The organism is Crossiella sp. CA198 (assembly GCF_052078295.1).
Classification (GTDB): Bacteria; Actinomycetota; Actinomycetes; order Mycobacteriales; family Pseudonocardiaceae; genus Crossiella.
In genome coordinates, this window is the sequence record NZ_JBQJIM010000002.1 from 467,072 (window position 1) to 490,916 (window position 23,845).

Sequence of the window (23,845 nt, forward strand, 5' to 3'; positions counted from 1 at the left end):
GGCTACGATCTGAGACGAGCTGATCTCAGGGGGTAGTTGAGGTGGCACCACAAGGCAGTGTGTCGGTGGACGGCATGAAGATCGACTTGGCCCAGGTCCCGGCCGCGATCCGGCTGTACCAGCAGACGAAGGACCGGATCGACGAGCTGGTCAGCCGGGCCGCGAGCGATCTGCAGATCGAGCCGATGGGCAATGACGACGTCAGCCGGGATGTCGCGACCGAGTTCAACAACCGGAACCTGCGCAGCACCGGATCCATCAGCGCGGCGATCTCCGCCTTCCGCGACCGGCTCCAGTCGATCATCGAGCAACTCACCGCGGTGCAGCGGCAGTACCGCCTCTCCGAGGACGGCAACCGGACGAAGTTCCCGGGAGACGTGCGTGCCTGACCGCCGTTTCCTCGCCACCGCCCTCGTGCTCGCGTTCGGCCTGGCCGGATGCGGCGGCGGCAACGCCGCACCCACCGCCACCACCACCTCGGTGCAGGCGGCCACCAGCACCACCCCGGCCAAGCCCGCCCGGCCCCGCAGTCTCGACCTGACCGGGGTGGTGGCCTGCGAGCTGTTGTCCGAGCAGCAGCGGAGCGCCCTCGGGGTGGATCAGCCGCCGAAGGCCGGGCGCAGCACCACCTTCGACGCCGATGACTGCTTCTTCCTCAACCGCGCGGAGAACACCAACTTCTTCCTGGTGCCGATCAGCAAGCAGGGCATCGAGCGGTTCGCCCCGGGCCGGGTCAACGGCGAGGTCCGCCAGGTGAGTATCTCCGGGTACCCCGGCTATGAGGTGTGGACGGAGGTCGCGCCGGGCAGCCAGTTCTGCACCGTGCAGGTGGATGTGGCCGACGGGCAGGTGCTGCGCGCGCATTACGCCGAGGGCGGGCGCAAGCAGCCGTTGGGTCGCGAGGAGTTGTGCAAGCGCGCCAGCCGGGTCGCCGAGGCCGCGCTGGTCACGTTGTCGAAGAAGTAGCAGGGGGAGTCATGTTCAACTCGCTGGACGTGTGCCGGAACTGGCTGGCCGTTCCGCATCAGAAGCTCTACGACGACCTGCAACAGGGCCGCGGTCCGGCCACCGCCGAACCCGCCAAGAAGTTCCAGGCCGAACTGGCACAAGGGTTTTACGACGCGGTCAACGATCTGAAGACCGGCCTCAAGACCCTCGGCGGGGTCTGGCAGGGGCAGGCTGCGGACAACGCGCAGGCGGCCATCGGCGGGCTGGGGCCGTGGCTGGAGCTGGCCAGGACCGCGGTGGAGAACTCGGGCAGGGCCACCGGGTCCCAGGCGGAGGCGTTCAGCACGGCCAAGACGGCGATGCCCAAGCCGGTGGAGGTCAAGACCGGGGAGGACTGGGCGCCGGTCAAGGGGGTCAAGAACTTCTTCGGGGTCAAGACCGATCGGCAAGATGAGGAGGAGGCGGCGAAGGAGGCTCATCTGCGGGCGGCGCAGGTGATGTCGACCTATTCGACCTCCTCCAGTGCGAACGTGCGGGCGTTGCCGACGATCTCCGAGCCGCCGCAGGTCGCGGTGGATCAGCAGGTCACTCCCCCGCCGCCGGGGCCCGGTGGCCGGGGCGGCCGGACCGTGGCGCCGGCCCGGCGGGGTGCGAGCGGCGGCGGGGATCAGCTGCGGCCCGGTGGCCCGAGCGGTTCGGACGGCGGGATTCCCGTTGCGCCGCAACAACAGGACGGTCCGCCACCGCAGGACGGGACGCAGCGGCCGGGCACCGGGGTGGACGATCCGCGGGTGGCGGCGGTGACGCCGAGCCAGTACACGCCGGTGCCGTCCCAGGGCACGCCGAACGTGCCGGGGAACTTCGGGCCTGCCTCCTCCGGCGGGGTCTCCGGTGGCGGCAGCGGGTATGGCGGGTTCGGCGGCGGTGTGGTCGGCGGTGGGTTCGGCGGGGCCACCGGGGGACCTGGCGCGCCGGGGAACCCGTTGGGGCGCGGTGGATCGGCCGGGGTCGGCGGTGGCACGCAGGTGCCCGCGGCGCGGACCGGGTCGCCGGGGGCTGGGCGGGGCGGGCAGTTCCTGCAGCAGGCGGCGCCCGGCGGGGCGGCGCGGCCCGGCGAGGAGGACGAGGAGCACGAGAACCAGTACGTGCTCGATTCCGACGAGATCTTCACCGACGACCGGCTGGTCGCGCCGCCGGTCATCGGCGAACACCAGGAGTAGACCGTGCTGGACATCGACACCGCCCCGGCCTTCCGGCTCTCCGCCTCGGCCTACCAGGTGCTGTGGGAGAAGCTGCGGCTGCCGGAGATGCCGGTGGTGCTGCACGTGCACCCGCACGGGTACGAGGAGCACGAGCGCACCGCGGCGATCAACGCGGCCTGGGACGAGCTGCACCGCGACGACCTGGTGCGCAACGGCGGCATCCGGCCGGAACTGGTGGACGCGCTGACCCTGCTGGCCCGGCCGGCCCGCGCGGTGGACGCCCGGCTGTGGCTGGGACACGAGGTGCGGGCGCTGGCCGCCGGGTCTGGGCCGGACGGCGTGCTGGCCGTGCTCGAAGAAGGCGTGCTGAGTCTGCGGGCGATCTACCCTGGTGGGCTGGCCAGGGCCGTGGTCGGGTTGCTGCCCACTCGCGCGGCCGGGCCGGGGCACTCGGTGTCGCTGCCCAGTGCGGTGATCGACACGGCTGCGCAGAACGTCGGCAGCTCGGTCAAGTCCTTCGCCGAAGCCTTGCGCGGCAACGGGATCAGCGCCGCGGACGCGGAGGCGGTGGCCGAGATGATCGAGGGCGCGGAGCAGAGCGGGCAGTTCGGCGCGACCCTGACCGACCGGCTGGGGCGGCGCAACCGGGCCGATCACGTGGTGGCCTTCTTCGACACCGCGGCCGGGCGCTACCTGATGGAGGAGCACCGCGGGTCCGACGGCACGCCGTGGACCACGATGAGCCCGGCCGACGGCACCCGGCTGACCGGCCAGCTGGAGCACCTGCTGGGTGAGCTGGCACAGGACTGATGCTGTTCACCGCGGCCGTTCTGGACGGCATCCTCGGCGGGACGGTGACCCTGGCCTTCCGGCGCTGGCGGCGGCCCAGCGTGCGCGCGGGCACCGTGCTGCGCACCGCGGCCGGGCTGGTGCGGATCCTCGCGGTGACGCCGGTGGCCGACCTCACCGACGCGGAGGCGGTGCAGGCCGGATTCCCTGATCGCGCAACGCTGTTACGTGGTCTCCGGGCCGGCGCGGACGCGGCGCTGTACCGGATCGAGTTGCGACCGGCCGGGGCCGATCCGCGGATCTCGTTGCGGGAGCAAGACGAACTGTCCGCGGCCGACCGCGCCGAGCTGGACGCGAAACTGTCCGGAATGGACAGCCGGGCCAAGCACGGGCCGTGGACGGCGCGGGTGCTGGCGCTGATCGCCGAATGCCCCGGCACCCGGGCGGCCGAGCTGGCCACCCGGGTGGACCGGGACACCCTGGCGTTCAAGAACGACGTGCGCAAGCTCAAGGAGCTGGGCCTGACCGAAAGCCTGGAGATCGGTTACCGGCTGTCCCCGCGCGGCACGGCGTACCTGCACGGGAGCTAGTGCGCGGCCTTGTCGTTGCCGCCGGGGAAGTCGCCCTCCAGGTCGCTGATCCCGGGCGGGGCGTCGGACAGCTCCACCGGCACGTGCACCACGGTGACCCGGCCCTCCAGCGAGGCGGTCACCGCCCGGCCGAGGCCCTCGGCCAGCGCGGCCTTGTCCGAGATGACCACCTGCTCTACCCGCGGCGGGGTGGCGTGCGCGGCGGCGGCCAGTTCGCCGGAGACGAACGGGTACCGGTCGGCCGGCAGGCCGTGCTGGTCCAGCTGGGACTGCAGCCAGCCGTAGCCGCCGTTGCGCAGCACCACGTAGACCACCCCGATGCCTTCCCGGCCCAGGGTTTCCAGGTCGCTGCGGAACAGGTTGAACGCGCCGTCGCCGACGAAGGCGATCACCGGGCGGTCCGGGGCGGCGATCTTCACCCCGGCCGCGGCGGCCGCGCCGAAGCCGAGCGTGGTCTGCTCGGAGGGCACCACCGAACCGCCGCGCGCACCGCAGGAGTAGTAGGGGTAGATGTAGGACCACATGTCCTGCAACCCGTTCTCCTGCACCAGGATCCGGGACTCGGGGGCCACCGTGTCGATGGCCGCGAGCACCTCGGCCACGTGCACGTAGGCGTCCTCGCCGAAGACCTTCAGCCGGGCCTGCGCGGCCGCGGCGGCCTCGCTGCGGCAGCGGGAGATGGTGGCCACCCAGTCCGCGTCCGGGGTGTGCCCGGCCAGCGCGGTCAGCCAGGCGGACACCGTGCCCGCGCCGTCGCCGATCACCTTGGGCCCGGCGAACTCCACCGAGAGCCCGCCGGCGTCGATGTTGACCTGGAGGACCGGCACGCTGGTGCCGATGCCCTCCCAGCCGAAGGTCGCGGTCTCCTCCAGCCGGGAGCCCAGCGTGATCAGCAGGTCCGTGCCGCTCCACAGCTCCGCGGTCTGCTGCGGCGAGTACAGCCCGGCCAGACCGCAGAACTGGGCGTGGTTCTCATCCACTGTGGAGCGTCCGGTGGCGGTGCTGTAGATCCCGGCCCCGATGGTCTCGGCGAAGCGCTCCACCACGCCGTCGGCGTTGCGGTGCCGCATGCCGCCGCCGACCAGGATCAGCGGGTGCTTGGCTGCCTTGATCGCGGCCAGCGCGGCACCATCCACGGCGGTCACCGCGTGGTCGACCCTGGTCACATCGGCCGGGGTGTGCCACGGCCGGGTGCGGTTGATCTCTTCCTTGAGCAGGTGGTCCGGGAACTCCAGGTACACCGGGCCGGGGGTGCCGCTGGTGGCGATCAGCAACGCCTTCTCCAGCGCGGCGGCCACCCGGTCCGGGTGGTCCACCCGGTGCGCCCACTTGGTCAGCGGCGCCACCAGCGCGAGCTGGTCCAGTTCCTGGAAGGCGTTGGAGCCACGCTGTTCCACGCTGGTGCCACCGGCCAGCACCACCACCGGCGCGGCCGAGCAGTGCGCCTCCAGCAGGCCGGTGACCGCGTTCGCGGCCGCCGGGCCCTTGCCGATCACGGCGATGCCGGGCTTGCCGGACTGGAGCGCGAAACCGGTGGCCATGAAGATCGCGTTGCGCTGGTCCCGGCACAGCACGATGCGCCGGTCGGTGGGCTGCAGGGCGCGCAGCATGCCGAGATCGTCACCGGGCAGGCCGAAGATGGTCTCCACCCCGGCCGCGGTGAGGAAGTCGACGGCGGCGTTCCAGGCGCCCTGGTAGGTCTGTTCAGTCATGCGTTGGCCATCCTGCTCTGCTGGGCTGCGGGGAGGTGTTCGGCGACCGCCTTGGAGATCAGGATCGGTTCGGCGTGCCGCTCACCCCGGTAGGCGATGTAGTTGGCGGCCACGCCGTGGCCGCCAAACGGCTTGTTCCCGTTCTCCACCTCGAAGATCGTCATGTTGGCGCAGACCGCGTGCCGCTTGGCCAGCAGATCGGCAGCCGCCTGGTCGTCGCCGTAGATCATCGCGGCCATCGCCCGCTCGTTCACGATCGGCGAGTTGATGAAGGACCGGAGCTGCTGCGAGTTCTCGTACACCACCAGGTTGAAGATGGGCGAGAACGTCTCCTCGATGGGCATCTTCTTGTTGTACCTGCGCACGAGCACCGTGGGCTCGACATGCTTGGACCGGAAGTCCACCCGGCCGCCCTGCACGATGTGTTCTCTGTTGATCCGCAGGTAGTCCGCCGCAGCCTCTAGCGCGGTCTCGTAGCAGAGGGAAGAATAGTCCGCTTCGGGGTCGGTGTAGCTGCCGTAGCGCAGCTCGGCCACCCGCTTGACCAACAGGTCGGTGAACCGCTCCGCGTCGGCGGCGTTGACCATGAACACGTCCGGGCCGAAGCAGTCCTGGCCGGAGTTGAGCATCCGGATCCGCAGGGCGTCGGTCACCGCGAGGTCCAGGTCCGCGCCGGGGGTCACGATGAACGGGTTCACGCCCTGGCCGAAGAACAGCAGCAGCTGGTCCTCGCGCAGGTAGGAGCGGACCTGCTCGGCGTTCTGGTAGGCGCCGGTGAAGACCAGCACGTCGGCCTCGGCCACCGGCACGTCGACGAACTGGCGCTGGCTGAGCGTGGTCAGCTCGACCGCGTCCAGCTGGTGCACCGGCGCGAGCAGCTCGTGCAGGCGGCGGGTGGTGTCCAGCACCTGGCCGGAGGGCCGGAAGATGATCTCCTCCGAGTACAGCGCCGGGATCAGCAGGTACAGCGCGTAGGAGTAGAGCAGCACGTTGGAGGACATGAACACGGCCATCTTGCCGACCTGGCCGGGCCGGTAGGCCGAGACCTCCTCGACCGCGCCTTCCAGCGCGCCGATGGTCGCCTCGATCTCCTCCAGCACCGCCTTGTGGTTGGAGATCTCGGTGAGCACGTCGATGACCTGCTGCGGGTTGGTGCGCAGGAAGTCCAGCACGGCCTGGATCGCCCGCACCCGCTCCGGGAAGTGCAGCGCGCTCAGGTCCGGCACGGGTTCGGCCGCGGTGGTCTGGGCGACCCGGTTGCGCGGGGTGGGCAGGGCGTCCAGCACGAGTCGCTCCAGTTGCCTGGGGTCAGGCTTTCCGTTGGCGTTGAGCGGGAACTCCGCGATCACGAGCACGTGGTTGGGCTGCTCGTAGGGCGGCAGTTCGGCGCAGATCAGCTCGCGCCAGTGCCGGGCCTCGCGCAGGTCCGGGTCGGCCACCACGAAGACCAGCTGGCTGCCGCGGCGCTCGTCGTCCAGGGCGACCACCTTGATCGGCGCGCCCGCGGCCTCGGCCTTGCGGGCCAGGGCTTCCGGGTAGAGCGTGTGGCCCATCCGGTGCACGGCGAACTTGCGGCCGACCACGTACAGGTTGCCCTCGGCGTCGGCGTAGCCGATGTCGTTGGTGCGGTAGGTGTCGTTGTCCCTGGGCACCACGCTGCCGTCGGCGGCCAGGTAGCCCTGCATGAGACCGCCGGAGCGGACCAGGATCTCGCCGATCTCCCCCGGCGCCGCGGTGACGCCGTTCTCGTTGATGATCAGCAGTTCCACTCCGTCCAGCGGCTTGCCGCAGCCGATGGCGTTGCCCGGTGCGGCGAGGGCGATGTTGCCGACCTCGGTGCTGCCGTAGCCGTCGAGCAGGGGCTGGCCGGTGGCCGCGACGAACTTGTCGGCCAGCGCGCGGTCCAGCGGGGCGCCGCCCACACACCACATGCGCACCCCGCGCAGGCCCTCGGCCGAGTCCGGCCGGCGTTGCACCAGGTTGAGCAGGGTGTGGTAGGTCGCGGGGGTCGCGTCCACCACGGTCGCCCGGTACCGGCCCGCCATGTCCACCGCGTGGTCGAGACGGGTGTACGGCGCGACCACGAAGGAGCAGCGGGCCACCCACCAGAGCAGCACCAGGGACAGTCCGTACTGGTGCGAGAAGGGCAGCAGCGGCATCAGCACGTCGGCCTCGGTGTAGCCCATCCGCTGCTGGGTGCGCTCGATGTTGCCCAGGAAGGAGTGCCCGGAGCGCACGATGCCCTTGGGGTCGCCGGTGGTGCCGGAGGACCAGGCGATCAGCGCGTCGGTGCGGGAGAACCAGTCCACGAAGCTCAGCGAGCCCAGCACGTCCTCGGTGCGCGCGGCGGCATCGGCCAGCAGTTCGTCCAGGTAGAGCGCGCCCGCCGGGCCCACGCCCGCGTCGTCGGCGGGCAGGGCCGGCTGGAGCACTGCCCACCGTGCTCTGGCCAGCCCCGCGAACCGGAGGGTTTCCTCCGGGGTCTGCCGGTGGTCGACCAGCACGATCGACACATCCAGGTGCACCAGCGCGAGCAGCGCGGTGACGTAGCCGGCGGAGTTGTCCGCCTTGAGCACCACCCGGTCGCCCGGCGCCACTCCCCTGCCCCGCAACACCGCCGCCACCCGGAGCGCGTCCTGCTCGACCTCGGTCACCGAACGCACCGAGTTCGCCGTCACCAGTCTCGCTGCCACAGGATCCACCGCCGTCTCCCACGTCACCACAGCCATCGCCACCACGACGTCGCCACCCGTCGTCGGGACCATCGAGATCCCGTTGCCCCGTGTCGCCGGTCTGAACAGCGGGCGCGATGCGCACTCGCCCACGGGACTGTTCCGCTCACTTACTGGCACCCACCCCAGATGCTTCGATGCTTCGATAGCCACCCTAACGAGCCAACTACACGAACCGGGGGCCACTTCAAAAAGTTGGGGCGAACGGAGCACGAACCATGCTCCGATCAGGTCGCAATACCCACGTTCAAGGCAGTTCACATCAATATTTTCAAAGCAATTAACGCTGTGTGACAACGTAAATACACGGAGCGCGATCGGTTGACCGTGGGTCAACGTCAGGGGAATGTCAAAGAAACGTGAACCGCCGTATAACGTTTCCGTACACTTGCCCCGGCAAAAGCCCGGCGCCAGTGCGATTGGTGTGACTATTCACTCCATTGACAGAAAAACGTCAAAACTGCGTATATATCCATCTGACCAGCACAAATGCCTGGACAGACGTGGCCGGAGCTGCTACTTCGGGCGGCCGGGGCCCGGTATAGCTGGGGGTCAATACCGGACAACCCGGCCACGGGAACGTTCCCATGCGGCCGCCGCCGCGTCCAGTGTGAAGTGCGGGTAATAGCTCTGGAGGACTACCTGGGGGTGATATGGAGGTCATCCTCCAGTCCGTGCGGATGACCAGTCCGGATCACCGCAGGTCGCGTGCTTATACACCCCTGGACGCAACTTCGGCCACTCCTGGCCGCCACCGTGCTTGAATCGCCTGGTAAGCAGCACAAACCCGCCGCGCACCAGGAGAGAATCCCGTGTTGTACGTTGTCATCATCGCCTGCGAATTCGCCTTCTGGGCGGTGCTGTTCGCCGGCCTGTTCGTGCGTTACGGATTGCGGATGCCGCGGTTGTCCACCGTGGTCCTGCTGCTGACGCCGCTGGTGGACCTGGTGCTGCTGGCGGTGGCGAGCTGGGATCTGCTCAGCGGCGGGACGGCGAACCTGGCGCACTCGCTGGCCGCGATCTACCTCGGTTACTCCCTCGCCTACGGCAAGCGGCACATCGGCAAGCTGGACCGCTGGTTCCAGGCCAGGTACGCCCGCAAACGCGGCGCGCCGGCGCCGGTGTTCCCGGACGCGGAGCGGGAACTGCCGCGCTCCCAACGGGAACGGCGGGCCTGGTTCCGGCTGCTGCGCATGTACCTGGTGCTGGCCACGCTGATGGGCGGCGCGATCCTGCTGACCGGCGACCCGGCCCGGACCCAGGCACTGCACACCCCGCTGATCATCTGGACCTTGATCGTGCTGGTGGACGGCGTGATCAGCTTCGCCCGCAAGGACGACCGCTCGGCCACCGCGGGGGCGGACCGGGTCGGCAGCTGACGGGTCGGGCGCACGCACGCCTCCCGGCGGTGAGTTGATGGTCGAGGTGCACGAGCAAGTATCAGCCAGCCTCGTACCAAAGTCGTCTGTCTCAGGTACCAGTCCCCGATGCGGCTTAACCGCTTCAGAATGAGCCCAAACGCCGAATAGTCCCTCCGACGGATGAGCCCACTAACGAAACTACGTCGTTTAGTAGCCGCGACGCAGCCGGGCGAGCACCGCCGCCACCGCGCAGCTGAGACAGGTCAGCACGGGAAGTTGCAGGTCACCGGGCTGGAACAAGGAGATAATGGTCCAGATCACCAGGCACAGCACACCCAGCGAGAGCGCGAACACGGTCAGTCCGAGCCGCGGTTGGGTTCCGAGGATTCGAAGCAGCTTCGATCGAGCGGAGGACGGCAGCCCGCGCCACGGCCGGGCGGCCAGGATGCCGGTCGCGGCCAGCAGCAGCACGCCGAGCCAGACGTGGCCGCGGCCGGGCTCTGGCAGGCCGCCGATGATCAGCGCGAGTGAGCCGAGGCTGAGTACCAGCGTCAGGGTGCGCACGGTCGGCCACAGCACGGCCGCGACCACGGTGGCCGGGGGCGACGGTGGTTCGGCCGAGGGGAGCTGGCCGCCCGCGGGCGCGGGTGGGGCGGCGGCACGCTCGCGCACCAGGGCGAGGTTGAGCTTGGCGTGCTGGTTGCCGGGGTCGAGCCGGAGCGCGGCCTGGTATGCCTGGTCGGCGATGTCCCAGCGCTTGGCGCGCAGGGCGATGTCGCCAAGCACCTCGAAGCAGCGGGGTTCGGCCGGGTTCAGCTGCACCGCGCGGCGGGCGGCGGCCACCGCCTGGTGACCTTCGGGTCGCTGTGGGTCGAGCATCGCCCCGCCCGCGCCGAGCGCCTCGGCCAGCGCGATCTGGCCACGCCAGTCCGCCGGGGCCAGCCGGACCGCCTCGCGGGCGGCGGCCACCGCCTCCGGGTGCCTGCCCAGTTCGGTCAGCGCGAGGCTGGCCAGACGGTGCGGGGCCTCGTCGTCGCGGTTGAGTTCGGCGGCGCGCCGGGCTGCTTCCAGGGCGCGTTTGGGCTTGTCGTGCTGGAGGTAGGCCGCGGCCTGGCGGCACAACGCCTCGGGCGCATCGGTCACGGTGTGCAGTCTTCCACGTGCCCCGGGTGACCCCGGTCCACGGCCCTGGCCAGGCCGTGGACCGGGGGCCGTCACAGGCCGAGGCGGCCCAGCGCCTGGCTGATCCGGTGGTCGGTGGACACGATCGGGGATTCCGCGCGCACCCACGGTGACCCGCCGAAGTGGGTCTGGAAGATGTGCTCGGCGGTGCGGGTGGCCACGGCCTGGGTGGTCAGCGTCGGGTTGGGCCCGCCGAGTGCGTTGGCCAGCGCCGAGTTGTCCGCGATGTAGAGCCCGCGGACGGCCCTGGACTCGCCGGTCGGGGTGGTGACGCTGTTCTGCTCGGACAGGCCCATCCGCATGGTGGACTGCACGTGCAGGATCAGCGGCGCCCAGTCGATCCGGAACACCCGCTTGGCGCCCGCGCCGCGGAGCAGCTGGGTGGCGCGTTTGGCCAGGTACTCGCGGTTGCGCTGGGTGCGGGCGGTGCGCTGGCGCTGACGGAACTCGACCTTGGCGATCGGCCCGTGCTCGTCGGCGGGCAGCACCGAGGGCACCACCCGGTTCTGCGCCTCCACATCGTCGTCGGTGATCACCAGCACGTTGAGCAGCCGGTTGACCCCGCCGGCCAGGACCTCCTTGAGTTCCGGCCCGATGAGCCTGCCCGCCGGTCCGTCCCATGGCCCGGTGGCGCCGCGGCCGTTGCCGTAGCGACCGCGGATGCCGCTGTCGCTCAGGGTCATGCTGAATGCCTGCAGGGCCGGGGGCAGGCCGACGTTCTCCAGGCCGCCGTAGCCGGGGAACTCGCAGCGCGCGGAGGAGCCGACGCCCTTGGTGGAGTCGGTGTCCCGGTCGAACTGCCCGATGACCCAGTCGAAGTGGTGGTCGGTGTAGCCGCGGCCAACCCAGCCGTTGGGGTTGGGCAGCCCGCTGTTGAGCCACAGCCGCGGGGTTTCGGTGCACCCGGCCGCCATCACCACGACTTTGGCGTCCTCGCGGTGTTCCTGGCCTTTGCCGGTGCGCCAGGTGACGCCGGTGGCGGTGAGCGCGGAGCCCCGGCGTTCGGTGTGCACCCTGGTCACGAAGGCGTCCGCGATCAGTGTCGCGGCCTTGGCCGATGGCCGGACCGCCGGGGCGGTGATGGCCAGTGGGACGTAGCTGTTGTCGGTGGAGCGCTTGGCGAACTGGTTGCGCGGGGCCCGCGCGGGCTGCATGCAGCCCTGGAAGCAGTAGCCGCAGAAGGTGCAGCCGGTGGCCATCGGGAAGGTCAGCTTCGACGCGTCGGTGGTCCGGCCTGCGGTGCCGCCGGGTTGCAGGATCGCGTTCTCCTGCGGCCGGTAGGAGGCGCCCAGGGTGGTTTTGGTCTTCTGCACCGGGATGTTCATCGTCTCGCAGCCGCGGAAGAAGGTCTCCTCCTTGAGCCCCATGGCCGCGGTCTGCACCGGCAGGGTGGCCTCGACCCACTCGTAGTAGGGCACGAGATCCTGGTAGCCGAACGGGAAGCGGTGCTCGACGTCGTAGTTGGCCGCGTCCGCGCCGTCGTAACCGGCGAACACGCCGGGGTAGGCGCGCGGGCAGTTGCCGTAGTAGTGCTGGGTGGTGCCGCCGACGCCGGAGAGCTGCCAGAGGAAGGAGTTCTGCGGGGTTTCCCGGAACCAGGCGGGTTTGTCCCGGGATTGCGGGCCGAAGCGCAGGTAGCCGGTGAGCGGGTTGTTGGCGTCGTTCTCGAAGTGCGTCCATTCTTCGCGGGGTTTGGCGTGCCGGGGCCCCGCTTCCAGCAGGAGCACGTCCAGGCCACGCCCGGCCAGCTCCGCGGCCACGACCGGTCCGCCGCCACCGGCGCCGATCACGATGACGTCGCGCATCAGTCCTCCACCGAGGTTCGGCCCTGGTAGTAGCCACGGAAGTCGTCCCAGCCCTCAACCGGCCCGGCGGGCTGGTACCCGGTCAGCTGCCAGCCCGGTGGCCGGGACTTGAGCTTGCGCGTCTTCTTGTCGAAGACCTTCCACTCAGAGAACGCGCCGAAGGCCGGGAACTCCAGCAGGGCCCCACCCACGAACTTCAACAACCCGGACACACTGCCCCGCAACGGCTGCGGCAGATTCCCGTCCAGCAACGCGACCAGGTCGGCGTCCGGCCCCTCCAGCAACTCGAACGCCCGAGCCTTGTCCGCGAAGGACAGCCTGGCGAACGGGGAGAGGAAAAGCCCGTTGAGCGCCAACGGATTCACCTGCGTCGCGAGCAGGTTGAGCAGCAGCGCGATCACCAGCGAGAGCGGCAGCGACTCGTCGTTCTGGAGCACGATCGCCAGCGCTTTGTCCAATGTGGACACTTGCAGGTCGATCAGGCCGAGCAGACTGTCCGGGAGCTTGATGCCAGTGTCGGCGAGCGCGGTGACGAAGGCCATGGAGAGCGGCTTCGCGAGCTGGTCCGGGAACGGCACGAAGTGATCGAGTGCCTCGATCATGAAGTCGGTAGCACCCATCTCCAGCGCACCGGGACTCGACACCGGGGTGCCCTGGGCACGGGAGTAGCTGTCCGGCCCGGGGACCACGAAGGTGGTCAGACCGTTGAGGGTGTCCCTGGCGAGTTCGGCGAGGATGGGGCGGAGCAGGTCGACGAGGATGGGCAGAGGTGGGGCGGCAGCGGCGGTGGGGGCCGCGGCCAATGCGGGTGGCAGCAGCACCCCCGCTCCGGTGACCGCGCCCAGGACGCCAATGCGGGCAAGGAAAGCCCGGCGCGCCAGATCAGAGGAGGACATTCCGCGTCCTTGCGGCAGGAGGTGTGGTGGTGCCCGCGGGGTCGGGGTGCTGGCATACCTACAGCGACAGCACCGGCCCGGCAAGGCCAGCACCCGGAGTCCACTCAGTCGGGTGCCCCCAAAAGTCGTTGCCGTACGTCGAGTTGGCCAAACTCGTACGGGTAGTTGGCCCAAGTGGGCGTACGAGTTTGGCCAACTCGACCGACGGTGGTCCCCCCGGGGGTTAGCCGGCGGTGGCGAAGATCGGGTAGTGGTCGGAGTAGTCGGTGTAGGTCTCCTTTTTGCCCCAGGATTCGATCGTCCACTGCGGGGAGTGGAGTTCGCGGGTGTCGTTGATCCAGGTGGTGGGGCCCGCGTGGCCGTTCAGCAGCAGGATGTAGTCCAGGCGCTGACGGGGGCTGGCGGCGTCGCGGTTCTTGGCGATCGAGTTGGTTTGCGGGTCGTAGGAGTACGGGTGACCGGTGTGCCGTTCCGGGTCGCGGGCGTTCAGCGTGCCCAGGGCGGCGGTGTACTCGGGGGTGCCCAGGTTGACGTTGAGGTCCCCGGCCACGATCACCGGTTCACTCGCCGGGATGTTGCGCTCCCGGACGTAGGCGGCCAGTTCGGCCAGCTGACCCGCGCGGACTGACGGGGCCTTGCCGTTGCAGCCGCCGTCGTCGGCCTGGAGGTGCGTGCCCAGGACATGCAGGGGTCCGCTGGGGGAGTTGATCCTGGTGTAGGCGAAGCCCTTGGCGGAGAAGCTGTCCGTGCCGCACTTGGGTTTGTAGACGTGCTGGACCCGCTCGGCGATGGGCCAGCGGCTGAGGATGGCCACGCCGCCGTCCTCGGGGTACAGGTCGGTGTAGTCGCCCCGGGTCACGTCCCAGCCTGCCTTGCTCCGGCCTACCACCGGGGTTCGGTGCGGGTAGCTGTCGGACAGGTTGGCGAACAGGCGGTCGGAGGCGGCGTTGTCGAAGGCTTCCTGCAGGACCACCACGTCCTGGTTGGCCAGGACGCCCTGGGAGTCGATCAGGTCTGCGCGGTGGTCCTGGCCCCAGTTGGGATAGATGAGTTTGGAGAACAGGAAGACGTTGTGGCTGGCGACCCTGGGGAACTGCTGCTGGGCCTGGGCCACCGGGGTCAGCAGGGCTGTGACGCCCAGGACCAGCACGAACGTGAGTAGCGTTCGGGTTCGCATGGGAACCAAGAATGAGCGTGCAGCGTCACACTGTCGATACCTCCATCGGTCAAGTGGACCAACGAAACGGAAAACCTGCGCGAACGTGCGTCACGAAGCGCAACCCGAGACGTCCCGGTTCCGCGAGCGTCCTTGGACGTGAGACGGCAAGGCTGGAGGTCGGGGGCCGTGGTTGTCCGACGGGAGTGGCAGGTGTGGTGCCGAGACGTGGCTGGGCGGCGGCGTGAGCTGACCGTGTTCGTCAAGCAGGGCTCGGTCGTGATCGTCGCGCCGCCTGGCGAAGCCGCTGTGCTCGAACCCCTGGAGGTAGGACGATTGCGGGCCGCCCTGCGGGAGGCGGCCATCTACGCGGCGGTGACTACGGAGTAGTGATGTCAGAGACCAGGGGGCGACTGACCGTGCGGCGCGGCACGGTCAGGGACGCGGACACCATGCTCGCGCTCTTCGACGACGCGGTGCGCTGGCTGACCGAACGCGGCCACACGGGGCAGTGGGGCACGGCGCCGTTCTCCGCCATTCCGCAGCGGGTGCAGCAGGTGCGTGGGTGGGGCGCGGCGGGTGCGTTGCGGGTCGCCGAGCGGGATGAGGCCGCGGGACTGGGACTGGCGAAGGTTCGGGTTGACTGCTGGGCGGGGGGCGGCGGAGCGCTCGTGCAGTACTACGTGCGGGCTGGGTTCACGCCGGTGGAAACGGTTCAGGTAGAGGCCTGGACGGGGCGGGTGCTGGAAGTCCGGGTGTGATCAGAAACGGACCAATGTCCGGCTGGGACTAGCTACTCACGAGTAGGTAGTGTCAGAATCACCGCCAGGGAGGTGGCGGTGAGCACCTACTTCGTTACCGGGGCGACCGGGTTCCTGGGCAGCCAGCTGGTTGCGCGACTGCTGGCACGTGACACCTGCGACCGGGTATACGTGCTGGTCAGACCGGCGTCGCAGGACAAGCTGGAGCGGATCGCGGCCCGCTGGCCGCGGCGCGAGCTGGTCATGCCGGTGCTCGGCGACCTGGCCGAGGACGGGCTGGGACTGGGCGCCGCGGACCTGCTGCGGCTCTCCGACGGCGTCGATCACCTGCTGCACCTGGGCGCGGTCTACGACCTGACCGCATCCGAGGAGCACAACACCGAGGTCAACGTGGACGGCACCCGCCGCGTGGTCGAGCTGGCCGAAGCGCTCGGCGTGCGCTGGCTGCACCACGTGTCCTCGGTGGCGGTGGCCGGTGAGCACCGCGGCGTGTTCACCGAGGAGGACTTCGACCTCGGCCAGCACTTCGCCTCGCCGTACCACGCGACCAAGTTCGCCGCGGAGCAGCTCGTGCGCTCCCAGCACGCCGTGCCCTGGCGGATCTACCGGCCCGCGGTGGTGGTCGGCGACTCCCGGACCGGCGAGATCGACAAGATCGACGGGCCCTACTTCTTCTTCCCCACCTTCGCCAGGCTGGCCAAACTGCCCAGGCGGTTGCCGCTGGCCGGGGCGGACATCGGCGCGACCAACGTGGTCCCGGTGGACTACGTGGCCGACGCCATCGACCACCTCGCGCACGCCGCGCACCCACCCGGCCGGACCTTCCACCTGACCTCCCCGCGCCCGCAGCCGGTCACCGAGGTCTACAACGCCTTCGCCGCGGCCGCCGGCGCGCCAACGATGGCGTTCTCCTTGCCGCACACCGCCTCCGCACCGCTGCGCGCGCTCAGCGACCGGGGCCTGCGCGCGCTGAGCCGGACCGCGGAACGCGTCCCTGGCTCCGCGCTGCTGTTCGAGTGGCTCGGCGTGCCAGCGGCGGCCCTGCCGCACCTGACCCTGACCGCCACCTTCGACTCCGGCGCCACTCAGGGCGCGCTGGCCGGCAGCGGGCTGCGGGTACCTGAGCTGCGCGAGTACGCGGACACGCTGTGGCGCTACTGGTCCGAGCACCTCGACCCGGACCGGGCCCGCCGTCCCCGGTCCGGGGGCGAGCTGGGCGGGCGCACCGTGATGGTCACCGGCGCCTCCTCCGGCATCGGCCGGGCCACCGCCCTTGAGGTGGCCCGGCACGGCGGGATCCCGCTACTGGTGGCCCGCCGTGCCGAGGAACTGGCCGAGGTGCGCGCGGAGATCATCGCCGCCGGCGGCACCGCGTACGCCTACCCCTGCGACCTCACCGATCCCGAGGCCGTGCGGGCCATGCTCAAGGACGTGCTGGCCCAGCACGAGGCAGTGGACATGCTGGTCAACAACGCCGGCCGGTCCATCCGCCGCTCGCTGCTGCGCTCCACCGACCGGCAGCACGACTTCGAGCGCACCATGGCGATCAACTACCACGCCCCGGTGCGGCTCATCCTCGGCCTGCTGCCGCACATGACCCGGCGCCGCTTCGGCCACATCGTCAACATCTCCACCCAGGGCACCCAGGTCGGCACCCCGCGCTTCGCCGCCTACCTGGCCTCCAAGGCCGCGCTGGACGCCTTCACCAGGGTGGCCAGCGCGGAGGCGCACGGCAACGGGATCACCTTCACCACCGTGCACATGCCGCTGGTGCGCACCCCGATGATCGAACCGACCAAGGTCTACCGGCGACTGCCCGCGGCCTCCCCGCAACGCGCCGCCGAACTGGTGCTCACCGCGCTGACCAGGCGCCCCACCAGGGTGACCCTGCCGCTGGGCACCGCCTTCGCCACCGCCTACGCCCTCGCCCCCAAGGCGGTGGACCGGATGATGAGCCTGGTCTACCGGCTGGGAGCGGTCTAACCCCCCGCCGAAGGAGTTGAGCGTGACCACCGTGGTCGCCACCGCCCGCCGACTACTCGGTCAATGCGGCGTCAGCCTGCTCGGACTGCTCGTGCTGGCCCGCACCGGACTCGTCATGCCGATCCGCCCCGACCGGCTCTACACCATGGCCCAGGCACTGCGCCGCTGGTCGCTGACCCTGCCCGGCGGCTACGCGGTCGGTGCGGGCAGGCATCCGGACGCCCCGGCCATCATCGACGAGCTGGGCACCCTGACCTGGGCCGAGGTGGACACCCGCAGCACCCGGCTGGCGCACGGCCTGGCCGGACTGGGCCTGAGCACCGGCGACACCCTGGCCGTGCTCTGCCGCAACCACCGCGGCCTGATCGAGTCCATGGTGGCCGCGGGCAAACTCGGCGCGCACCTGGTGCTGCTCAACACCGGCGCGTCCGCGGCCCAGATCGGCGCGGTGCTGCGGGATGAGGAGATCAGCCTGGTGGTGGCCGACGCGGAGTTCCGGCCGCTGCTGGCCAAGGCCCCGCGCGGGGTGCGCCGGGTGACCGCCTGGCCGGATGAGAAAACCCGCAGCGAGACGGTGGAATCACTGATCGCCGCCTCGCCGGCCACCGAACTCCCGGCGCCCTCGGCGCACGGGCGGGTGATCGTGCTGACCTCCGGCACCACCGGCACCCCCAAGGGCGCCCGGCGACCCGAGGTGCACGGGCTGTTCACCGCCTCCACCCTGCTGTCCAAGATCCCGCTGCGCTACGGCCAGCGGGTGCTGGTGGCCGCGCCGCTGTTCCACACCTGGGGCCTGGCCGCGTTGCAGCTGGGCATGCTGCTGGGCAGCCCGCTGGTGCTGCAACGCCGGTTCGACCCGGAGTCCACCGTGCAGGCACTGGCCCGGCACCGGTGCGCGGTGCTGTTCGCGGTTCCGGTGATGCTGCGACGCATCCTGGAACTGCCCCGTGAAGTGCTGCGCGAGCACCACCCGGCCGAGCTGCGGATCGTGGCCTCCAGCGGGTCCACCCTGCCCGGCGCGCTGGCGGTGGAGTTCCAGCGCGAGTTCGGCCCGGTGCTCTACAACCTCTACGGCTCCACCGAGGTCTCCTGGGTCAGCGTGGCCACCCCGGCCGAGCTGGCCGCCGCGCCTGCCACCGCGGGCAGGCCGCCGCTGGGCACCCGGCTGGCCATCCTGGACGAGGCGGGCGAACCGGTGCCGCCCGGCGGGACCGGCCGGATCTTCGTGGCCAACGGGCTGCTCTTCGACGGCTACACCAACGGCAAATCCAAGGAGGTCCGCGACGGCATGATGAGCACCGGCGACGTGGGCTACCTGGACCCGGCAGGCCGGTTGTTCGTCGCGGGCCGGGACGACGACATGATCGTCTCCGGCGGCGAGAACGTGTACCCGCGCGAGGTCGAGGACCTGCTCGCCCGGCAGCCGCAGGTACGCGAGGTGGCCGTGCTTGGCGTGCCGGACCGGGAGTTCGGCCAGCGGCTGGCCGCCTACGTGGTGCTCGACGAACAGGCCGAACTGGACGCCGCCGGGGTGCAGGACCTAGTTAAGGCCAACCTGGCCCGGCACTGCGTGCCCCGCGACGTGGTGTTCCTGGAAGCCTTGCCGCGCAACGCCACCGGCAAGGTGCTCAAGCGCGAGCTGCCCCGGCCGGGCTGACCCACCCCCGCGCGTGGTGACCCCGGGCACACCGGGCAGACTGGTAGTTGATCAAGAACTCCGGTCGGTCCGGCTAGGCCGGGTCGTTGCCCCCCGAGGCCCGGCGGACCGGCCGGTCGGCGCGGCAGGGTGATCCCCCGATGAGTACCACCCTGCCGCGCCTCACGAAAGTCGGCGCCCGCTTGTCCAAAGTCGGGCTCGCCGCGGAACGCATGGCATCGCCCTGCCAACTGGGGCACAGTTGCCCCTGTGAACGTGGCATCAACTCCGAACACCCCTGATCGCCTGCAGCTGCGGCTGCGCGAGCCTGCCAACCAGGTCAGCCCGCAGGCCAAGACCTGGTGGGCGCTGCAGAGCGTCATCCTCTGGGTGTTCGCCCTCATCGCCCTGCTGGTGTCCTACCTGATCTGGGGCGTGACCCTCTGGTGGTCGCTGGCCGCGGTGGTCATCGTGGTCTGGGCGGTCCTGGACCTGATCGTCGGGCCGAGGGTGCGCTACCGCTGGCACCGCTGGGAGACCACCGACCAGGCCGTCTACACCCAGACCGGCTGGATCACCAGGGAGTGGCGGATCGCGCCGCTGTCCAGGGTGCAGACGGTGGACACCGAACGCGGCCCGCTGCAGCGCGCGCTCGGGCTGTCCACGGTCACCGTGACCACGGCCTCCGCCGCGGGCGCGCTCAAGATCGTCGGCCTGGACAAGGACGTGGCCGCCGCGCTGGTCGACCGGCTCACCGCGATCACCGAGGCGACCCAGGGTGACGCGACATGAGCCAGGAGGCACGTCCGTCCGAAGTGGACGGCTTCGCGGTCGCGCCGGAGGCCCCGGACGCGGTGGTGGTGGAGCAGGACTGGCAGCGGCTGCACAAGCGGACCGTGGTGGTCGCCCCGCTCTCCGAGATCGCCGGCCTGCTCGGGGTGGCCTTCCTGCTGCTGGTGGTGCGCGGGTTCTCCGGGCTGAGCTGGATCGAGATGGGCATCGGCATCACCGCCGCGGTGGCGCTGATCGTCTTCGGCGTGCTGCGCTGGTACACCACCCGCTACCGGGTCACCTCCACCCACGTGGAGCTGCACACCGGCCTGGTGTTCAAGAAGGAACGCTCGGTGGCCAGGGACCGGCTGCGCACCGTGGACGCCACCGCGGACGTCTTCCACCGGATCTTCGGACTCTCCGTGGTCAAGATCGGCACCGGCCGCCAGGACCAGGGCACCGAGGACGAGCTGTCCCTGGACGCGATCGACCACGCCGAGGCGGACCGGCTGCGCGCACTGCTGCTGCGCAGGCTGCCCGCGCCGGTGACCAGCACCGAGGGGCTGCCGCCGGTGCGCCCGGACGGTTCGGTCGCCGAGTCCGCCGAGCCCGCGGCCGCGGAGTCCGAGCGGGTGCTGACCAAGCTCGACCCGAAGTGGCTGCGCTTCGCCCCGTTCACCCTGTTCGGCCTGATCGCGGTCGGCGCGCTCGGCGCGGCCGGGGCCTGGCTGGCCCGCACCCTCAACATCGACGTGGCGCACCTGCCGGTCGCCGAGGCGCTGCTGGGCTGGATCCGGCACACCCCGATCGCGCTGGTGATCGCGCTCGCGCTGGGCGTGCTGCTGGTGCTGGCCGTGCTCGGCTCGCTGGTCGTCTACGTGCTCTCGTACTGGAACTACAAGCTGACCCGCCGCGACGACGGCACCGTGCACGTGGCCTACGGCCTGCTCACGCTGCGCTCGGTGACCATCGAGGAGAAGCGGATCAAGGGCGTGGAGCTGCACGAGCAGCTGCTGCTGCGCCAGGTCAGGGGCGCCACGGTGAAGGCGGTGGCCACCGGGCTGGGCACCGGGCAGGACAGCGGCATGCTGCTGCCGCCCGCCCCCGTCGCCGAGGCGCACCGGGTGGTCGCCGAGATCCTGGAGGTCGACCCCGCGCCGACCGCCATCCCGCTGCGCAAGCACCCCAGGGCCGCGCTGCGCAGGCTGATGCTGTGGGACTTCGTGGTGCTACCGGTGATCATCGGCGGGCTGGCCGTGCTGGCCTGGCAGGACATCTTCCCGGACTGGCCGTGGCAGGCCGCGCTGGCGCTGATCCCGGTGGTGCTGCTGATCAGCTGGGACGAGTACCGCAACCTCGGCCACGCGCTGACCGAGAAGTACCTGGTGAGCCGGTCCGGTTCGGTACTGCGCAACACCGTGGTGCTGCAGCGCACCGGCATCATCGGCTGGCGGATCAGGCAGAGCATCCTGCAGCGGCGCGCGCACATGCTCACCGTCGGCGCGACCAGCGCCACCTCCGGCGGGGTGTACGAGGTGCAGTACGTGGACCAGAACGACGGGCTGGAGCTGGCCGAGGCGGCCGTGCCGGAGCTGCTCACCCCGTTCCTGGAACGCGGCTAGCGGCGGCGCCGGGCGGTCCCGAACATCCCTCGGGTGATCTCCCGGCCCAGCGCGCTGGCCGCCGAGCGCAGGAAGGACTTCACCGCGGAGTTGCCGAGCACCTGCTCGACCAGGCCGGGCCCGGCCTTCGCTGGCGGTTCCTGGCGAGGCTGCCCGGCTTCGTTTTCCGCCTGCGGCGCTTCGGTGCCGGAGACCTTGGCGGTGAGCTTCTCGTAGGCGGATTCGCGGTCGATGGTCTCGGCGTAGCGGGCATGCAGCTCGCTGTCCCTGGCCGCCTGCGCGATCGCCTCCGGGCCGATGGTGTCCATCAGCGAACGCGGCGGGCGCAGCCGGGTCCAGGCCACCGGGGTGGGCGCGCCGCGTTCGGAGAGCACGGTGACGATGGCCTCGCCGATGCCGAGCGAGGTCAGCGCCTCGCCCAGCTCGTAGTGCGGGGTGCGCGGGTAGGTCTTGACCGTCTGGGCCAGGGCCTTGGCGTCGTCGGGGGTGAAGGCGCGCAGGGCGTGCTGGATGCGCGCGCCAAGCTGGGAGAGCACCGGGTTGGGCAGGTCGGTGGGCAGCTGGGTGCAGAAGAACACGCCGACACCCTTGGACCGGATCAGTTTGACCGTCTGGGTGATCCGCTCCACGAACGCCTTGGACGCGCCGTCGAAGAGCAGGTGCGCCTCGTCGAAGAAGAACACCAGCTTGGGTTTGTCCAGGTCACCCTCTTCGGGGAGGTGCTCGAAGAGTTCGGCGAGCAGCCACATGAGGAAGGTGGAGAACAAGGCGGGCCTGGTCTGCTGATCGCCGATTTCGAGCAGGTTGATCACGGCGCGGCCGTCGGCCTGGCGCATCAGGTCGGCGACGTCGAGTTCGGGTTCGCCGAAGAAGGTGTCGCCGCCCTGGGACTCCAGGTTGACCAGGGCGCGCAGGATCACCCCGGCGGTTGAGCTGGAGACGCCGCCGATGCCGGAGAGGTCCGCCTTGCCTTCGTCGCTGGTCAGGTGCTGGATGACCGAGCGCAGGTCCTTGATGTCGAGCAGCGCCAGGCCCTGGGAGTCGGCCCAGTGGAAGATCAGGCCGAGGGTGGATTCCTGGGTCTCGTTGAGGCCGAGGACCTTGCTCAGCAGGATCGGGCCGAAGCCGGTGATGGTGGCGCGGACCGGGACGCCGAGGCCGCCGGAGCCGATGGAGAGGAACTGGACCGGGCAGGCGGTGGGCTGCCAGTCCTCGGCGAGTTCGGTGGCTCTCTTGGTCACCTTGTCGCTGCTTTCGCCGGGTCTGGCCAGGCCGGAGAGGTCGCCTTTGATGTCGGCCATGAGGACCGGGACGCCGGCGGCGGAGAGTTGTTCGGCGATGAGCTGGAGGGTTTTGGTTTTGCCGGTGCCAGTCGCGCCCGCGACCAGGCCGTGGCGGTTGAGGGTGGCCAGGGGGAGGCGGACGGGTGCCTGCGCGTCGGCGGTACCGCCGATGACTACCGCGCCCAGTTCGAGCGCCGCGCCGTCCGAGGCGTACCCGGCGGCGATCTCGCGTGCCTGCTCGGCCATCCCGACCTCCTCCAGACCGGGCGCCGTGCCCGCCGAACGAGGGTAAGACGGAAAAAGGCCGCCGACCTGCTGTGCGCCACGGGAGTGTGACGCGCCGTCGCGGGATAGGCTCACCCGGGTGACAGACCGTCTAGTGTGGATCGACTGTGAGATGACCGGGCTGGACCTCAGCAAGGACGCCCTCATCGAGATTGCCGCTTTGGTCACCGACGCGGACCTCAACATCCTCGGTGACGGGGTGGACATCGTGATCCACGCCGCCGACGAGGTGCTGGACAGCATGCCGGACGTCGTGCGCGACATGCACGCCCGCTCCGGCCTCACCGAAGAGGTCCGGCGCTCCACGGTGACCCTGGCCGAGGCCGAGCGCCAGGTGCTGGACTACATCAAGGAGTACGTGCCCGAGATGCGCTCCGCGCCGCTGGCTGGCAACTCCATCGCCACCGACCGCGGCTTCATCGCCAGGGACATGCACCTGCTCGACGCCCACCTGCACTACCGCATGGTGGACGTCTCCAGTATCAAGGAACTCGCCCGGCGCTGGTACCCGAAGGTCTACTACGGCCAGCCTGCCAAGGGCCTGGCCCATCGCGCCCTCGCCGACATCCGCGAGTCGATCACCGAACTCGCCTACTACCGCCGCACCGTCTTCGTCCCGCAGCCCGGCCCGACCACCGAGCAAACCCACGCCGCCGCCCGCGCTCTCCAGGCCCAACGCCCCAAGAAGGCAGCCGATTAGAATCTTGTGGCACCGGCACGCTAGTATGTCTCCGTACCGCTCACCGGCAACGGTGAGCAGCACATGGTGGGTGTAGCTCAGCTGGTAGAGCACTCGGTTGTGGTCCGAGATGTCGCGGGTTCAAGTCCCGTCACTCACCCGCTCTGGGACCCCCCTCTCTCTCGCTTCGCTTGAGAGGGGGGTTTCGCGTTTTCGTCATTGAACCCGGGGGCCGAGCCCCCGGACCCCCACGGTGCGGGCGGTGCTGAACCAGCGTGGGTGGGTTGGGTATCCCTCTTGTGTGCGAAGGGCCCCGCGCCGGTGGGGCGGGTTCACGTGGTCGTTGCAACACCTCGATCTGAGGGGTTGCAACGACCATGTCGTTTTCGGAGGACCTTCACCAGCACCGTGACACGCTGCTGAGGATGATCGACGCTGGCGTGCCAGTGGCC

Annotated in this window: 20 protein-coding genes and 1 tRNA gene; 14 read left to right on the forward strand and 7 right to left on the reverse strand. The window is 70.3% G+C overall.

The features are described 5' to 3' along the window. Nucleotides 1-74: 74 nt before the first annotated feature. From ACTOWY_RS04795 to ACTOWY_RS04815, 5 genes are read left to right on the forward strand one after another with little or no spacing between them, the layout of a single operon-like run. Nucleotides 75-389, forward strand: coding sequence for a hypothetical protein (locus tag ACTOWY_RS04795; protein ID WP_441308366.1), 315 nt, complete (start codon nucleotides 75-77; stop codon nucleotides 387-389). Next, nucleotides 382-966, forward strand: coding sequence for a DUF3558 domain-containing protein (locus ACTOWY_RS04800; RefSeq protein WP_441308367.1), 585 nt, complete (start codon nucleotides 382-384; stop codon nucleotides 964-966). The genes ACTOWY_RS04795 and ACTOWY_RS04800 overlap by 8 nt, the downstream gene beginning before the upstream one ends. 11 nt (nucleotides 967-977) lie before the next feature. Next, nucleotides 978-2,168 carry a PPE domain-containing protein gene (locus ACTOWY_RS04805; RefSeq protein WP_441308368.1) on the forward strand — a complete coding sequence of 397 codons (1,191 nt, stop codon included), beginning with the start codon at nucleotides 978-980 and terminating at the stop codon, nucleotides 2,166-2,168. 3 nt (nucleotides 2,169-2,171) lie between these two features. Continuing rightward, on the forward strand, nucleotides 2,172-2,960 hold the full coding sequence (locus ACTOWY_RS04810) for an ESX secretion-associated protein EspG (RefSeq protein ID WP_441308369.1): 789 nt from the start codon (nucleotides 2,172-2,174) through the stop codon (nucleotides 2,958-2,960). Then, nucleotides 2,960-3,529: a hypothetical protein gene (locus ACTOWY_RS04815; RefSeq protein WP_441308370.1), complete on the forward strand. Its 570-nt coding sequence runs from the start codon at nucleotides 2,960-2,962 to the stop codon at nucleotides 3,527-3,529. Before ACTOWY_RS04810 ends, ACTOWY_RS04815 begins: the two co-directional genes overlap by 1 nt. Here the strand turns inward: ACTOWY_RS04815 and ACTOWY_RS04820 are convergent. Together ACTOWY_RS04820 and ACTOWY_RS04825 are read right to left on the reverse strand one after the other, a co-directional pair. Beyond that, the gene (locus tag ACTOWY_RS04820) at nucleotides 3,526-5,241 is read right to left on the reverse strand and encodes a thiamine pyrophosphate-binding protein (RefSeq protein WP_441308371.1); all 1,716 of its coding nucleotides are present in this window, start codon (nucleotides 5,239-5,241) and stop codon (nucleotides 3,526-3,528) included. The two genes, ACTOWY_RS04815 and ACTOWY_RS04820, sit on opposite strands and share 4 nt — an antisense overlap. Beyond that, entirely contained in the window at nucleotides 5,238-7,934 is a 2,697-nt protein-coding gene (locus tag ACTOWY_RS04825; RefSeq protein ID WP_441308372.1) for an aldehyde dehydrogenase family protein, read from the reverse strand. Before ACTOWY_RS04825 ends, ACTOWY_RS04820 begins: the two co-directional genes overlap by 4 nt. Before the next feature lie 851 nt (nucleotides 7,935-8,785). Between ACTOWY_RS04825 and ACTOWY_RS04830 the strand changes: the two genes are divergently transcribed. Then, nucleotides 8,786-9,352 (forward strand): hypothetical protein, encoded by a 567-nt coding sequence (locus ACTOWY_RS04830; RefSeq protein WP_441308373.1) that lies wholly within the window; start codon nucleotides 8,786-8,788, stop codon nucleotides 9,350-9,352. Nucleotides 9,353-9,541: 189 nt separating this feature from the next. Here ACTOWY_RS04830 and ACTOWY_RS04835 read toward each other — a convergent pair whose 3' ends face one another. The 4 genes from ACTOWY_RS04835 to sph form a co-directional block, all read right to left on the reverse strand. Further along, nucleotides 9,542-10,477 (reverse strand): hypothetical protein, encoded by a 936-nt coding sequence (locus ACTOWY_RS04835; protein ID WP_441308374.1) that lies wholly within the window; start codon nucleotides 10,475-10,477, stop codon nucleotides 9,542-9,544. Between the two features lie 71 nt (nucleotides 10,478-10,548). Further along, entirely contained in the window at nucleotides 10,549-12,321 is a 1,773-nt protein-coding gene (locus tag ACTOWY_RS04840) for a GMC family oxidoreductase N-terminal domain-containing protein (RefSeq protein WP_441308375.1), read from the reverse strand. After that, complete coding sequence (locus ACTOWY_RS04845; RefSeq protein ID WP_441308376.1) at nucleotides 12,321-13,217, reverse strand: hypothetical protein; 897 nt, start codon at nucleotides 13,215-13,217, stop codon at nucleotides 12,321-12,323. Before ACTOWY_RS04845 ends, ACTOWY_RS04840 begins: the two co-directional genes overlap by 1 nt. A gap of 223 nt (nucleotides 13,218-13,440) precedes the next feature. Continuing rightward, nucleotides 13,441-14,394 carry a sphingomyelin phosphodiesterase gene (gene sph / locus ACTOWY_RS04850; protein ID WP_441308377.1) on the reverse strand — a complete coding sequence of 318 codons (954 nt, stop codon included), beginning with the start codon at nucleotides 14,392-14,394 and terminating at the stop codon, nucleotides 13,441-13,443. Nucleotides 14,395-14,562: 168 nt separating this feature from the next. On the opposite strand from sph, the gene ACTOWY_RS04855 reads away from it, so the two are divergent. The 6 genes from ACTOWY_RS04855 to ACTOWY_RS04880 all read left to right on the forward strand — a co-directional run bounded on the left by ACTOWY_RS04855 (nucleotide 14,563) and on the right by ACTOWY_RS04880 (nucleotide 21,146). Beyond that, nucleotides 14,563-14,763: a hypothetical protein gene (locus tag ACTOWY_RS04855; RefSeq protein ID WP_185002021.1), complete on the forward strand. Its 201-nt coding sequence runs from the start codon at nucleotides 14,563-14,565 to the stop codon at nucleotides 14,761-14,763. 2 nt (nucleotides 14,764-14,765) lie between these two features. Further along, entirely contained in the window at nucleotides 14,766-15,134 is a 369-nt protein-coding gene (locus ACTOWY_RS04860) for a hypothetical protein (RefSeq protein WP_441308378.1), read from the forward strand. A 78-nt stretch (nucleotides 15,135-15,212) separates the two neighbouring features. Further along, complete coding sequence (locus ACTOWY_RS04865; protein ID WP_441308379.1) at nucleotides 15,213-17,117, forward strand: SDR family oxidoreductase; 1,905 nt, start codon at nucleotides 15,213-15,215, stop codon at nucleotides 17,115-17,117. A 22-nt stretch (nucleotides 17,118-17,139) separates the two neighbouring features. Beyond that, nucleotides 17,140-18,774, forward strand: coding sequence for an AMP-binding protein (locus tag ACTOWY_RS04870; RefSeq protein ID WP_441308380.1), 1,635 nt, complete (start codon nucleotides 17,140-17,142; stop codon nucleotides 18,772-18,774). 249 nt (nucleotides 18,775-19,023) lie between these two features. Beyond that, the gene (locus ACTOWY_RS04875; RefSeq protein WP_441308381.1) at nucleotides 19,024-19,545 is read left to right on the forward strand and encodes a PH domain-containing protein; all 522 of its coding nucleotides are present in this window, start codon (nucleotides 19,024-19,026) and stop codon (nucleotides 19,543-19,545) included. Next, entirely contained in the window at nucleotides 19,542-21,146 is a 1,605-nt protein-coding gene (locus ACTOWY_RS04880; RefSeq protein WP_441308382.1) for a PH domain-containing protein, read from the forward strand. Before ACTOWY_RS04875 ends, ACTOWY_RS04880 begins: the two co-directional genes overlap by 4 nt. Here ACTOWY_RS04880 and ACTOWY_RS04885 read toward each other — a convergent pair. Continuing rightward, nucleotides 21,143-22,675 carry a helicase HerA-like domain-containing protein gene (locus tag ACTOWY_RS04885; RefSeq protein ID WP_441308383.1) on the reverse strand — a complete coding sequence of 511 codons (1,533 nt, stop codon included), beginning with the start codon at nucleotides 22,673-22,675 and terminating at the stop codon, nucleotides 21,143-21,145. The two genes, ACTOWY_RS04880 and ACTOWY_RS04885, sit on opposite strands and share 4 nt — an antisense overlap. A 118-nt stretch (nucleotides 22,676-22,793) precedes the next feature. Between ACTOWY_RS04885 and orn the strand changes: the two genes are divergently transcribed. Continuing rightward, complete coding sequence (gene orn / locus ACTOWY_RS04890; RefSeq protein ID WP_441308384.1) at nucleotides 22,794-23,414, forward strand: oligoribonuclease; 621 nt, start codon at nucleotides 22,794-22,796, stop codon at nucleotides 23,412-23,414. 66 nt (nucleotides 23,415-23,480) lie between these two features. Continuing rightward, a tRNA-His gene (locus tag ACTOWY_RS04895) sits at nucleotides 23,481-23,553 on the forward strand. The last annotated feature ends 292 nt before the right edge of the window (nucleotides 23,554-23,845 follow it).

Coding starts and splice junctions, on each gene's coding strand:
- ACTOWY_RS04795 (WP_441308366.1), top strand. CDS start 75: ATGAAGATCGACTTGGCCCAGGTCCCGGCCGCGATCCGGCTGTACCAG.
- ACTOWY_RS04805 (WP_441308368.1), top strand. CDS start 978: ATGTTCAACTCGCTGGACGTGTGCCGGAACTGGCTGGCCGTTCCGCAT.
- ACTOWY_RS04815 (WP_441308370.1), top strand. CDS start 2,960: ATGCTGTTCACCGCGGCCGTTCTGGACGGCATCCTCGGCGGGACGGTG.
- ACTOWY_RS04820 (WP_441308371.1), bottom strand. CDS start 5,241: ATGACTGAACAGACCTACCAGGGCGCCTGGAACGCCGCCGTCGACTTC.
- ACTOWY_RS04840 (WP_441308375.1), bottom strand. CDS start 12,321: ATGCGCGACGTCATCGTGATCGGCGCCGGTGGCGGCGGACCGGTCGTG.
- ACTOWY_RS04845 (WP_441308376.1), bottom strand. CDS start 13,217: ATGTCCTCCTCTGATCTGGCGCGCCGGGCTTTCCTTGCCCGCATTGGC.
- sph (WP_441308377.1), bottom strand. CDS start 14,394: ATGCGAACCCGAACGCTACTCACGTTCGTGCTGGTCCTGGGCGTCACA.
- ACTOWY_RS04860 (WP_441308378.1), top strand. CDS start 14,766: ATGTCAGAGACCAGGGGGCGACTGACCGTGCGGCGCGGCACGGTCAGG.
- ACTOWY_RS04880 (WP_441308382.1), top strand. CDS start 19,542: ATGAGCCAGGAGGCACGTCCGTCCGAAGTGGACGGCTTCGCGGTCGCG.
- ACTOWY_RS04885 (WP_441308383.1), bottom strand. CDS start 22,675: ATGGCCGAGCAGGCACGCGAGATCGCCGCCGGGTACGCCTCGGACGGC.